Source organism: Aeromonas sp. R1-2, assembly GCF_040908505.1.
Lineage (GTDB): Bacteria > Pseudomonadota > Gammaproteobacteria > Enterobacterales > Aeromonadaceae > Aeromonas > Aeromonas veronii.
Window position 1 is genome coordinate 225,098 of sequence record NZ_JBFODU010000012.1, and the last position, 12,666, is coordinate 237,763.

The 12,666-nt window shown below is 59.3% G+C and carries 9 protein-coding genes; 4 read left to right on the forward strand and 5 right to left on the reverse strand.

The window, feature by feature from the left end; translation table 11 throughout:
• Positions 1 to 454: 454 nt before the first annotated feature.
• The 3 genes from AB5Y76_RS04485 to mscM form a co-directional block, all read right to left on the reverse strand.
• The gene (locus tag AB5Y76_RS04485; protein WP_263716925.1) at positions 455 to 2,332 is read right to left on the reverse strand and encodes a methyl-accepting chemotaxis protein; all 1,878 of its coding nucleotides are present in this window, start codon (positions 2,330 to 2,332) and stop codon (positions 455 to 457) included.
• Positions 2,333 to 2,488: 156 nt separating this feature from the next.
• Positions 2,489 to 3,172 carry a glycerophosphodiester phosphodiesterase gene (locus AB5Y76_RS04490; RefSeq protein ID WP_263716924.1) on the reverse strand — a complete coding sequence of 228 codons (684 nt, stop codon included), beginning with the start codon at positions 3,170 to 3,172 and terminating at the stop codon, positions 2,489 to 2,491.
• A 24-nt stretch (positions 3,173 to 3,196) separates the two neighbouring features.
• Entirely contained in the window at positions 3,197 to 6,478 is a 3,282-nt protein-coding gene (gene mscM, locus AB5Y76_RS04495; protein WP_263716923.1) for a miniconductance mechanosensitive channel MscM, read from the reverse strand.
• A 155-nt stretch (positions 6,479 to 6,633) separates the two neighbouring features.
• On the opposite strand from mscM, the gene AB5Y76_RS04500 reads away from it, so the two are divergent.
• A complete protein-coding gene (locus tag AB5Y76_RS04500) occupies positions 6,634 to 7,971 on the forward strand; it encodes an MATE family efflux transporter (protein WP_263716922.1) in 1,338 nt (445 codons plus the stop codon).
• An 88-nt stretch (positions 7,972 to 8,059) separates the two neighbouring features.
• Here the strand turns inward: AB5Y76_RS04500 and AB5Y76_RS04505 are convergent, their stop codons facing one another.
• The gene (locus AB5Y76_RS04505; protein WP_139494136.1) at positions 8,060 to 8,881 is read right to left on the reverse strand and encodes a peptidoglycan DD-metalloendopeptidase family protein; all 822 of its coding nucleotides are present in this window, start codon (positions 8,879 to 8,881) and stop codon (positions 8,060 to 8,062) included.
• A gap of 302 nt (positions 8,882 to 9,183) precedes the next feature.
• On the opposite strand from AB5Y76_RS04505, the gene AB5Y76_RS04510 reads away from it, so the two are divergent.
• Complete coding sequence (locus AB5Y76_RS04510) at positions 9,184 to 9,963, forward strand: BPSS1780 family membrane protein (RefSeq protein ID WP_042054576.1); 780 nt, start codon at positions 9,184 to 9,186, stop codon at positions 9,961 to 9,963.
• Between the two features lie 66 nt (positions 9,964 to 10,029).
• Here AB5Y76_RS04510 and AB5Y76_RS04515 read toward each other — a convergent pair whose 3' ends face one another.
• Positions 10,030 to 10,929, reverse strand: a complete 900-nt coding sequence (locus AB5Y76_RS04515; RefSeq protein ID WP_005362277.1) for a LysR family transcriptional regulator — start codon at positions 10,927 to 10,929, stop codon at positions 10,030 to 10,032.
• 126 nt (positions 10,930 to 11,055) lie between these two features.
• Between AB5Y76_RS04515 and AB5Y76_RS04520 the strand changes: the two genes are divergently transcribed.
• Together AB5Y76_RS04520 and AB5Y76_RS04525 are read left to right on the forward strand one after the other, a co-directional pair.
• Complete coding sequence (locus AB5Y76_RS04520) at positions 11,056 to 11,916, forward strand: Vmh family MBL fold metallo-hydrolase (RefSeq protein ID WP_005335035.1); 861 nt, start codon at positions 11,056 to 11,058, stop codon at positions 11,914 to 11,916.
• A 74-nt stretch (positions 11,917 to 11,990) separates the two neighbouring features.
• Entirely contained in the window at positions 11,991 to 12,635 is a 645-nt protein-coding gene (locus AB5Y76_RS04525; RefSeq protein WP_216961311.1) for a DsbA family protein, read from the forward strand.
• Positions 12,636 to 12,666: the final 31 nt, after the last annotated feature.

Genomic DNA, 12,666 nt, shown 5'->3' on the forward strand with positions numbered 1-12,666 from the left:
TCAGGCTTGATGCAAGTCAAACTGCTAGGTTTTATTCCCTTTTTATTGGTTATTTTTCTATAAAACACCCAAATCCCTGGATGAAAATGTCGTTATTATCGTCATTTTTTGGTGTTACTGAGCAGTTGAACACCTAGCTACGAGCACTTTAACTTCTGGATTGTACGTAGTTTTCTTTCAATAAAATGCGAATCACCTCTCTTTTTAGGTACTCTCGAAAAAAATTTTAAGTTTTTTATTGTAATTTTTTAATGAGAATTATTGGCATTTATCTATTCGGATAGAAATAGATAATCCGAAATGCTGCGGTGACCACGGCGGTGATCTGATAATTCCAGACGAATTACAAGGATTTCAAGGCGGGGTATTTGGCGGGTAATGTGAGATTACTCACTGAAAATTAAGCGCTATTTAGAAAAATAAAAGGGGCCTGTACGGCCCCTTTTGCTCATGCTCAAATGCGGAACATGCCGACCTGATTGCTCAGTTCACCCGAAATATTTTTAAGTTGTTCAGAGAGATGGCGTGAGCTGTCTGCATCCACTGCCAGTTCGTCCGAGACATCTTTCACTGCCTGAATGTTGCGACTTACTTCGTCGGTGACGGCCCGCTGCTCTTCAGCCGCGCTGGAGATCTGGGTCGCCATGTCGGAGATCTGGTTGATCGAGGTGGTGATCTGTTCCAGCGCATGGGTGGCGTTGTTGGCGTCATCCACGCTGTTCTGGGCCAGCAGCTGGCCTTCGTGCATGGTGCTGACCGCTCCCTGGGTATTGCGTTGCAGGGTTTCGATCATATTGCGGATCTCGACGGTGGAGCTGTGGGTACGCTGTGACAGGACGCGCACCTCGTCGGCTACCACTGCAAAGCCGCGGCCCTGTTCACCGGCACGTGCTGCTTCGATGGCGGCGTTGAGTGCCAGCAGGTTGGTCTGCTCGGCGATGCCCTGAATGGTGGAGAGGATGGTGTTGATCTCCTGAGCGTTTTTCTCCAGTTCCTGAATGATGTTGGAGGCCTGTTCCACCTGGGTGGCCAGATCGGTGATGGATCGCTGGTTGCGGGCGATCACCTGCTTGCCATGCTCGCAGCTGCTGGAGGAGCTGCGGGCCGCCTCGGCGGTCTGCTCCGCGTTGCTGGCGACCTCGACCGCGGTGGCCGACATCTCGTGTACCGCAGTGGCGATCTGGGAGATCTCGTTTTGCTGGCGTGCCAGCCCCTGATTGGCCTTCTCCGCCATGCTGTGGGAGGACTTGGCCTGCTGGTTGAGTTGGCCGGAGGAGTTGGAGATATCCTGCACCATCACATGGATCCGCTCGATGAAGGTGTTGACGTGTTTGGCAACCGCGCCTACTTCATCCTCACGTTCAATCTTGATGCGGCGGGTCAGATCGCCGTTGCCACGGGAGAGATCGGCAATCGCTTCGCCCAGGGTTTTCAGAGGGGCCAGCGAGCTGTTGATGGCGACATAGGAGAAGCCTGCCACGATCAGTATGGTGATAAGCCCCTGAATGAGAGAGGAGGTAACCATGCGGCGTACCGACTGGTAGGCGATCTCTTCATCCACCATCATGCCGTAATACCAGTTGGTATTGGGGATGGCATTAAAGTCGTAGACCTCTTTCTTGCCGCTGATCACCAGCTCGTTGATCATGCCGTCATGGGCGACCTGATTGATGTAGGCCGCAGTCAGTTCCGGTGCCAGAGCGGTGGCGGATTTCAGGCTCAGGGAGGCATCGGGGTGCGCGATGATGGTGCCATTGCTGTCCACCAGCATGGCGTATGTGCCCTCGGTGGTGACCGCCAGAATATCCGAGATCAGTGAGCTGATGGAGACGTCACCGGCGATGACCCCCTGGGTATTGCCACGCTGGAACGGTTCGGCAATGGTGACAATCAGCTGGCCGGAGGAGATGTCGGCATAGGGGGCTGTGATGACCAGCTTGCCTGCGGCGGCCGCGTCCTTGTACCAGGGGCGTTGACGTGGGTCATAACCGGCGGGCAAGTCGGTTGGTTTGCTCTGGATCATTTTGCCGTCTGCGGTACCGGCATAGACCAGGTCGAAGCCACCGGCATTCATGGACTGGGCCAGATGACTGATGGGCTCGTCTTCTTTGGCGAACGCTTCCTTGGTGGTACTGACCATGCTGATCCGGGAGTCGACCCAGCGGGAGATCCCCTTGACGTTGGCCATGGAGCTTTCGTCGATGATGTTCCAGACCAGTCGCTGGGTCTCGCTGCGCAGTTGCGAGGTGTTGTACCAGACCTGCAGGCAGGTGATCACCAGAATGATGACCCCGATAGCCAGGACAAGCTTGTTTTTAATGGATAAGTTCATAGTTACATCCTTGTGAGCGTCAGTCTGAAGTGTGTGTGGAATCTAGTTATTGTTATGAGCCTCTGTTTATCGGCTGAAGTTGAACTCTTTGTATCCCGGTCAGCTATTTAAAGTTAGTGCCTAAATCAGTGGTTATCCATGCGCGTATCCCCCCCCTTACTGCGCCAGAAAACGATCTGGTCGATTGGTGAAGATTCCATCGACCCCCATGCTAGAGAGCGTTTCATAATCTTCTAGATAATCAACGGTATAAACCAGAACTTTGAGCCCCCGGCGATGTGCATCATCGACCAGCGCGGCATCGATAAAATCAACATCGCAATTGATGGACCAGGCCCCCAGCTCGTCGGCAAACTGCGCCAGGTTGAGCGGCTGGTTGGCGGTCAGGGCACCGAGCCGGATATCGGGCCGCAAGGCGGCAAATCGGGCCAGCTCCGGGTGATGGAAGGAGGAGACCACCCACTGGCCGGGAGTAAAGCCCAGCTTGGCTTCTGCCCGTCGGGTCAGGGCTGCCACCGCATCGGCGGTATGGGCGCCCTTGAGCTCGATATGCAGCTCGCAGCGTCCGGCGATGATCTCCATCACCTGCCACAGGGTCGGGATCACCTCTCCCTCACCGGCATCGAGCTGCTCCAGATAGGAGCGCGATTGCTCGGTCAGCACCCCCTTGCCATTGGTGCAGCGCTCCAGCCGCCGGTCGTGGAAGACCCACAACTCGCCATCGGCCGCCTGCACGTCGATCTCGATGGCTGATGCTCCCAGCTCCAGCGCTTTGGCCATCGCCTTGAGGGTGTTCTCCGGTGCCAGACCGCTGGCGCCACGATGGGCAATAATCTGCATGTTCTGCTCCTTTTACCTCGCGGATCAGCCGCGGCTCAGGTGAATGTCGATCTGTTGATGGGGCAGGGTAAGTCCCTGCTGCTGCATCTTCTCCAGCACCAGCGAGTGAACCTCGTGAGTGATGGGCATCCGGTGATCCATGTTGTTGACGTAGAGGCGGATCTCGTAGATCAGTGCCGAGTCGGTGAATTCGATCAGGAAGACCTCTGGCGTCGGCGTCTCCAATACCAGGGTCGATGCCTGGATGGACTCTTCCAGAATGCGCTGCACCAGTTTCGGATCCCGGGTCAGGCCGATCCGGATCCGCAGTTTGACCCGGGTGATGGCATCGGAGAGTGACCAGTTGATGAACTGTTCGGTGATGAAAGCCTTGTTGGGCACGATGATCTCCTTGCGATCCCAATCCACGATAGTCGTCGCCCGGGTTTTGATCTTGGTGACGGTGCCAGTGAGATCGCGGATGGTGACGGTGTCACCGAGCCGGATTGGCTTCTCAAACAGGATGATGAGGCCGGAGACAAAGTTGGCGAAGATCTCCTGCAGACCGAAACCCAGCCCCACCGAGAGGGCGGCGACCAGCCACTGGGTCTTCGACCAGTCGATGCCGAGCATGGAGAAGCCGGTGAGGGCACCGATCAGGATCACCAGATACTTGCTGGTGGTCGTGAGGGCAAAGCCGGTACCCGGGGAGAGGCTGAGGTGTTGCAGCAGGGTCAGCTCCATCAGCCCCGGCAGGTTGCGGGCAGTCACCACGGTCAGAATGAAAACGAAGGCGGTCAGCATCAGATCCTGCAAGGTGATGGCCGAGAGCTGCTCGATGCCGCCAATCTTGCTGCTTACCTGCCACACCTCGATATTGCTGAGGAAACTGAAGGCGGAGTTGAGATCCGACCATTGCACCACCACCAGCATGGTGAAGCCCAGCATCAGCAGGGTGCGCACCAGTCCCAGCGACTGGGCGCTGATGGTATCGAGATCCAGCTCAGTCTCTTCCACCACGTCCGGGGTCTCGGAGCTGAGCTCGTCATGCCCCTCTTCCCGGCCGCGCTGGGCCAGGATCTCGGCCCGCTTGCTCTTGGCGCGCTCGAAGGCGAGGCGGCGGCGCTGGATCAGCATCCAGCGTCTGGCCAGATAGTAGACCAGCAGGCAACCCAGCCCCATCAGCAGGCTAAGCTCCAGCTGGCGCAGCAGGGTGCGCGAGGTATAGAAGTAGCCAAACAGGGCGCCAATCACCGCCAGCAGCGGCGCCAGCATCAGGCTGTTCCAGATGAAGTGGTGCAGCAGATGGGGCTTGGTCATATCGGTCTGGCCCCAGGTGAGCGGCAATCGCTCCCGGTTGAGACGGGCAAAGAAGAGCAGCAGCCAGAGTGCACCGATCATGAAGGCCATCCGGCCGAGGGAGTCGTAGAAGGCGTGCTCCTGATAGCTGTTGGCCATCCCCTGCACGAAGAAACTCGGGATCAGCACCAGCAGCAGGGTTCGAAACTGCCCCCACACCTTTTGCACCTGTTCCCGGGGCCAGCGGAAGTGGTGGATCAAAATCCCCCGCTCCAGCGTCAGGTGGCGGGCCATCACCAGTGCCAGCAGCAGAAACCAGATCTCGCCAAGGCCGCGTGCTACCGCCACCGCAAACGGGTATTGCCAGGCCCCTTCGAGCAGGCCGCGCATCATCAGCACCATCGCGGGCAAGGGGAGGGCGGCAAGCAGGGAGCGCAGCAGCAAGCGGCTGGTGAGGCTGAATTTGTCCTGGGTTACCTTGCCGATCCGCGGCGCAATATGGTCGCAATAGAGGCTCAGGTGACGGGCCAGCTTGAACCAGCTCCAGGCCAGCACCAGCAGACCAATACCGGCCAGCGTGAGGCTCAGCGGACTGTTTTCGGCGATGGCGTAGGGCAGTTGCAACCAGTTGTCCGGGTTGAAAGCCAGGGTCAGCGCGGCAGGAATGCCGAGCATCACCTGTGGGGTAAAGGGGCGCACATCCGGCATCCAGAACAGGTGGCTGGCACTGATCTCTCGGATCTCGTCGATCTTGCTGTTCTGACGGCTGTAGAGCAGCTTGAGGCGGGTCTGCTCCTGAATGAGGGTGTCTGAGGCGTCGTTGAGCCGGGTTAGCAGTTGGCGCCGTGCCTTGAGCAGGTTGTCGAGCACCGCTTGCTGTGGCCGATCGAGCGTCACCTCCTCTTCGGCCATCAGCTTGTCGCGCAGCTGGCGGGTATCCTTGAGCCCATCCTGCTCGCTCTCGTACTGGTACTTGGCCATGCGGGCGCTGACGATGGCGGACTCCAGCTTGTCGAGGGGGAACTGGGGGGGCAGATCGGAGAGTTTGCTGCGCAGGTTCTCGCCGTAGGCATTACTGATCTGCAGCCATTCCAGCTGTTCGCGTACCGAGTTGACCAGCTCATTCAGTTCAAACAGATTCTTGTCGACGCTGCGCTGCTCGTCCTGCACCCGCTCAATCTGATCTTCCAGTGTGCCGAGCTGGATGGAGAGCGCCTGATTCTGCTGTTGCTGCTCCAGCAGCAGCGGCATGTCGGTGGTGAGCTGCTTGCGTAGCCGTTCGCTCTCCTCCAGCGCCTGCTCGGTCTTCTCCCTACGCAGCTGGTTCTGCTGGGTCAGCAGGCTGGCTTGCCACTCATCCTCGTCGGCGATGGCCAGATTGAGCTCCTGCAGCCTCAGCTTGCCGAGATCGTTGCGCTGCTGGGCCGAGAGCTGCTCCAGCTCCAGCATCTGGATCCGGTCGGAGAGGCTCTGTTCCTTCATTCTGGTCAGCAGCAGTTGTGCCTCCTGCTGGCGATCCGATTCGCTGCTGAAGCTCAGTCGCTCCAGCTGGCTGCGGGTCAGTTGCAGCTGTTTGCGCAGATCGTCCACCCGCAGGTGATACTCCTGACCGGTGCTCTCCAGCTGGTTGAGGCTGTCCATCACCCCCTGCCGCTCCTTGCGCAGGTTGAGCTGGCGGTTGCCGCTCAGGCCAATGGCCTGGCGCAGCGCCTCCTCCTTGAGGCTCGCCAGCGGCGGGCGAGCGGCGGGCTGATAGTTGTGCAGGCTCTCCTTGAGCCGTGCCGACTCCTTGGGGTAATCGATAAGGATCTGCTGATAGGCTTTACTCTGCTCCCGGTAACGCTCGGCCTCTCTGGCAAATTGCAGCGCCTGCTGGTAGCTCTCCCGCAGTTTCTGGTTTTCCGGGGTATCGCTCTTGGGCACGCTCTGCAACAGGGATTCGGCCTGGGCAATGGCATCGTCGGCGCGCACGGCTGGCGGCAACAAGATAAGGGAGAGCAGCAAGAGGGTGAGCAGGCGTTGCAACATGAGGCTCGTTTCCGTTCAGAAGAGGTGGCCCTAGCCTAAAACAGGGCAGGGAGGCGGGTAAAGCAGTCTATATTAATGATTCATAACACAAATAACAGGAAGTCGTGCTGCCGTTTCGCTATGATCCCGGCCGCTTTCTCTCCACCGAGTCGAATATGTCAGCTGTTGATCTGGGCACAGCCCCGCTATCTCGCCTTTTCTGGCGTTACGTAACCCCGACCGTGGCGGCCATGCTGATCACCGGCATCTATGTCACCATCGATGGCATCTTCGTTGGCCATGTGCTGGGTCAGGATGGCATGGCCGGTCTGATGCTGGCTTATCCCATCTGCGCCGTGCTCTATGCGGTGGGGGCGCTGATCGGCATGGGGGCCTCGTCGCTGGTCTCCTTCTATCTGGGGCAGGGCAACCCGGCCAAAGCCCGCCATATCGTCGGCAATGCCCTAGTGATGGTGTTGCTTGCCTCGGTACTGCTCAGTTTTATCGGGATCCGTTATGGCGAGCCCATGCTGGCCTGGATGGGGGCGGAGGGGGAGATCTTCACCGCCGGGCTCTCCTACCTGCAGGCTTATGCTTGGTTGGGCGTCTTTGCAGTGCTGTCGATGGCGTTCAGCTCGCTGCTGCGCAACGATGGCCGCCCCGGCTTTGTCACCCTCATCATGGTAGTCGGGGGCCTGCTCAACGTGCTGCTCGACTATCTGCTGATGGTGGTGTTTCCGTTCGGACTGGCCGGGGTGGCGACGGCCACTATGCTTTCCCAGGCAGTGACGGGCCTCGCCTGCCTGTGGCACTTCTTCACGCCGCGCAGCAAGCTGCGGATAAGCTGGGACACCTTGCGCCCTGATCTACGGCTGATGGGCGAAACGGTGCGTCTCGGGGTCTCCAGTTTTCTGATGTACCTCTATCTCTCGGTAGTGCTGGCGCTGCACAACAAGGCGTTGCTAGCGGTGGGCACTTCGCTGCATGTGGCGGCCTACGGGGTGATCAGTTACACCGAGGCCTTCTTCTATCTGGTGTTTGAGGGGATCGCCATGGGTATCCAGCCCATCGCCAGCTTCAACGCAGGAGCCGGTCACTGGCGGCGGGTGCTGCGGATCCGCAACCTGGCACTCGGAGTGACGTTGGGGATCGCCCTGTGCGCCATGTTCCCGCTTTATCTGTGGCCGGAGGCGGCGGTCTATCTGTTTGCAGGGGACAACGCTACCCTGCTGCCGGTGGCGAGCCTCGGGATCTGGCTCTACTTCTGGGGGCTGCCGATGGAGGGCTTGCTGCTGGTGGGGGCCACCTACTTCCAGGCCATCAATCGGGCCCGCATCGCCTCCCTGCTCACCGGTGGCAAGCTGGTGCTGATCGGCGGTTTCTTGTGGGGATTCTCGACCCTGTGGGGCGTGCCCGGGGTCTGGCTGGCATTGCCAACGTGCAGCTCATTGCTGGTGTTGGTGATGTGGCGGGCGATGCGTCGGGAGTCCGGCGCCCACGCGATGGCCGGATAGGTAATCAGGTTCGACGTGCATATAGCAGACAGGCAGCCATGGGCTGCCTGTTTTGTTAGAGGATGTTTTGTTAACGGGCTCTGCCGATTCAGGGCTTGAAGGCGCCGATAAAGATGGCGGGATCGACCCGGGTGTCGTTGAGGCTGACGTTCCAGTGCATATGGGGGCCGGTAGCACGGCCGGTCGAACCGACTCGCCCGACGATGCCGCCACGTGGCAGGCTCTGACCGAGCTTCACATCGATCTTCGACATGTGGCAGAACATGCTGATGAGGCCCTGACCGTGGTCGACAAAGACGGTATTGCCGTTGAAGAAGTAGTTGCCGATCAGGATCACCTTGCCTGCGGCGGGGGACTTGATCGGGGTGCCGGCGCCCACTGCGAAGTCGAGGCCGGAGTGGGGATTACGCTCCTCGCCATTAAAGAAACGACGCAGGCCAAACGGGCTGGAGAGGGGGCCGTTGACCGGCTTGTCGAACATCAGGTTGCTCGGCTGGTTGGGGCTGAAGGTCTGGTAAGCCCGGGTCTGCTCCGCCAGCTCGCGGTTGATACGAGTCATATCCTCGGCGAGTGGATTGACCTGACGGCTGTTCTTGAGCTTGATGTGCTGCTCGCGATAGTGCTTGGGGGTGACGGTGAAGCCGAGAGTGCGGCCATCACCTGTGGTCAGTTGCTGGGCGCCGGGCGTGCTTTTCAGAGAGATGCCGACGATGGCGATCCACTGGTTGTCTTCGCGCACTACCAGCACGGGTTTGTCGTGATAGCGGGCCGTGGGGGCAGTGGGTGACGCGCCAAGAGGGATCACCGCAACGCCGCCCGGCACCGGATGGTTGAGCAGGCGACTGATAAAACCCTCGGCCAGGGCTGACTGGCTGGCCAGTAACAACAACAGACAACAAACAACTCTCATGACGATACCACTCGATGTTAAAACGCCCGGGATGGCGGGATGACAACCCCTTGTCCGGCATTCGTCGATCACTAAAGGGTGACCACGGCACGCTGGCCACGACAGGTGCGGCTGGGGGAGGGAGCAGATTGTGCCTCGTTATAGTCGGGGCAGCCAGAGGCGGGGCGTGGCTGACGCCCCTTTTGTGTATCGCTGCGTCAGGTTTTATGTCGTGGTCGGGCCGCTTCGCCATTGAGTCGCCCCCTCCCTGGCTCTAGAATCGGCTTCCGGCACTGATGCCAACGACACTCCGAGGAGACGATATGAACGGATTACCCCCTTTGCGCACCACACCGGCCCGGTACACGACAGGTCGTGGCTGGCTCTGGGTTCGCAGCGGGTTCGATATCTTCAACAAGGGGATGGGGATCAGCGTAGCCATGGTGCTGGTCTGGTTTATGGTGGGCATGCTGCTGGAGCAACTGCCGGCAGGTGGCCTTATCTCCCAGCTGCTCTACATGGTGTGGGGCGCGGGTTGGGTGGCGGTTGCCGCTCGGGGTTATCGGGGGGAGCCGCTGCAGTTTGCCGATCTCTTCGCCGGTTTTCGCCACAAGTTGACTCCGCTGATGCTAGGCGGTCTGCTGGTGTTGCTGCTGTTCAGCCTGGTGGGCCTCGTCTGTCTCGGTCTGCTCTCCATGTGGGGGCTGCTCCCGCTGCTGACGCAGGATCCCGAGAGCATGGTGGTCTCAGCCAGCCAGTTGCAACAACTGCTGCTGGTGCTGCTGGTGGGGATGCTGCTCATCATTCCCGTGCTGATGGGGGTCACCTTTGCTCCGGCGCTGATCTACCACCACGATATCGGCATCATCCAGGCGGTACGGCTGAGCTTCTTCGGCTGCTGGCGCAATATTTTTCCCTTCTTCTGGTGGGGGCTGCTTTCAGCCATTTTGTTGCTGTTTGGCGCTGTGCTGTTGCTGGTAGGTCTGCTGGTGGTGATCCCGGCGCTCAACTACTCCATCTATGTGGCTTATCGGGATATTTTCCTGGACGAGAGTGCGCAGCCGGAAGCGCCGCACTCAGAACCATTCGGATTTGAAGCCTGATCAAGGGATCAGAGTGAAGAAGGGGCCCGCAGCGGCCCCTTCTTCATGATCGGGTTTGAGGTGTGCTCACTCCTGCCAGATGGGATCCGCCGCCATGCGGGCCAGCAGAAAATCGAGGAAGCTGCGCAGCAGTGGCGACATCTGCTTGCGGGTGGCATACACCCCGTAGACCCCGAGGCGCTTGGGTTGCCAGTCGGTCAGCAGGGGCACCAGTTCCCCACGCTCCAGATAGGGTTGTGCCGAGTAGCGGGGTTGCAGGCTGATACCTGCTCCTTCCAGCGTTGCTTCCAGCAGCAGGTTGGAGATATTGGCGCTCAGGTTACCGCTGACCGGCACTGACTCGGGGCCGTCCGGTCCATTGAACTCCCACAGGCTCTTGCCGAAGTAGGTGTAGGTGAGGCAGTTGTGCAGCGCCAAATCTTGCACCTTGTGTGGCATCGGATGACGGGCCAGATAGGCCGGGCTGGCGCAGACTACCGAGTGGCAGGTGCCGAGACGGCGCGCCACCAGATTGGGGTCGAGGTCGTTGGTGATGCGCACCGCCAGATCGATCCGCTCCTCTACCAGATTGACGGTTCTGTCGAGCAGCAGAATGTCGATGGCCGTCCCCGGGTATTGCGCGAGATAGTCGTTGGCAGCCCCGACCAGCAGCGCTTCTGACAGGGAGTAGCTGCTGGTGATCCGCAGTTGTCCCTTGGGGGCGTCATCTCCCTTTACGGCGATCTGCTCCATCTCTTCGCCGAGTGCCAGCATGGCGCGGGCCCGGTTCAGCGCCTCCTCTCCCGGCCCGGTCAGGCTCAGACGACGGGTGGTGCGGTGCAGCAGGCGGGCGCCCATCCAGCTCTCCAGCTCGGCCAGATAGCGTGACACCATGGCGCGCGACATATCCAGTTTCTCTCCGGCGCCGCTCAGGCTCCCTTGTTCGACTACGCTGACAAAGACCCGCAATGCGGTCAGTCGATCCATGTATGGCTCTCTATATGTTCGATATGTGCAACAGTGATGCGCTTTTTATGCTGTATTTGCACCTTATTAGATCCAATACACTGTGTCCATCAAATGAACCCCCGAATACTTAATGAGGAATAGATGATGAACAACACCCTGATCCGCAACTTGACTCTGGCGACCACCCTGCTGAGTGGCGCCGCACTGGCCGCCCCCCTGAGCGTGACCGTCTACAACCCTGGCGAGAAGGCGATCTTCCCGGTCTCCTCCTCACTGGTGACCGGTGACAAAGAGGCCATCCTGATCGATGCCCAGTTCGACGTGCAAAATGGTCAGGCGCTGGTCGACATGATCAAGAAGAGCGGCAAGAAGCTGACCACTGTCTATATCAGTGCCGGTGACCCCGACTTCTACTTCGGTCTGGAGCCTGTCATGGCGGCGTTCCCGGATGTCAAAGTGCTGGCCGATCAGCATGTGGTTGACCATATCAACCAGACCAAGGATGCCAAGCTGAGCTACTGGAGCCCGATCCTCGGCAAGGGCGCACCGAAGAGCCTGACCGTGCCGCAAGTGATGACCGCCAGCCACCTGACGCTGGATGGCGAGAAGATTGAGATCAAAGAGATGAATACCCCGAATGCCTACCTCTGGGCCCCTTCCATCAAGACTGCTTTTGGCGGTGTGCCGGTTTACCACGGGGTGCATGTCTGGATGGCCGACAGCCAGACCAAGGCGGCCCGCAGTAACTGGGTCAAGGCGCTGGACAACCTGCTGGCCCTGAAACCCGAGCGCGTGGTACCGGGCCACTTCCTGGGCACGGCTCCCAAAGGCACTGCTGCTGTGACCTTTACCCGTGACTATGTAGAGCGTTTCGAACAGGAGCTGGCCAAGGCGAAAAACTCCGGTGAGCTGATTGAGGCTCTGAAGAAGGCCTATCCGGCACTGCCGGTTGACGATGGTCTGGCCATCGGTGCCAAGGTCAATACCGGCGAGATGAAGTGGTAAGCCACTGAGCCTGCTTTCCCTGTGTTTTTTACCGGGCCTAAGGGCCCGGTTTTTTATCCGAGATTGAAGTGAGAATGAAGATGAGCGAACAACAAACTACCCTCCATTATGTCTATGATCCGCTCTGTGGCTGGTGCTACGGTGCCGCCCCCCTGTTGCAGGCGGCAGCCACCATTGCTGGGCTCAAGATCGAGCTGCATGCGGGCGGTCTCTGGCTGGGTAGTCGCCGTCAGCCGATGGGTGAGGCATTGCGTGATTATGTGCGCCCCCATGATCAGCGGATCGAAGCGCTGACCGGCCAGCATTTTGGCGAACGCTACTTTAACGAACTGCTGCTGCGGGAAGGCTGTCTGCTGGACTCCGAGCCGCCGATCCGTGCGGTTTTGGCCGTCACGGCGTTGGGGGGCGATGGGCTGGTCATGTTGCACCGGATCCAGCAATCCCACTATCGGGACGGGATCTGGATTGGTGAGCCAGCGTTTCTAGCCACGCTGGCGGCAGAGCAGGGGATTGCAGCCGAGGCATTCCAGCAAGCTTATCTGCAGGCCCCCTTGCTGCAACATCTGGCAGATAGCCAGGGCTGGATGAAACGGCTGGGCGGTCAGGGTTATCCCACCCTTGGGTTGATGCACAACGGTAAGGTGAGTGCTGTTCGAGTGGCTGACTTTTTGGGCGATCCTGCCGGGTTGCGTCAGCATCTTCTTGAGTTGATGGAATAGTTATTAGAATGTGAACGGACAAGGTCTCTTT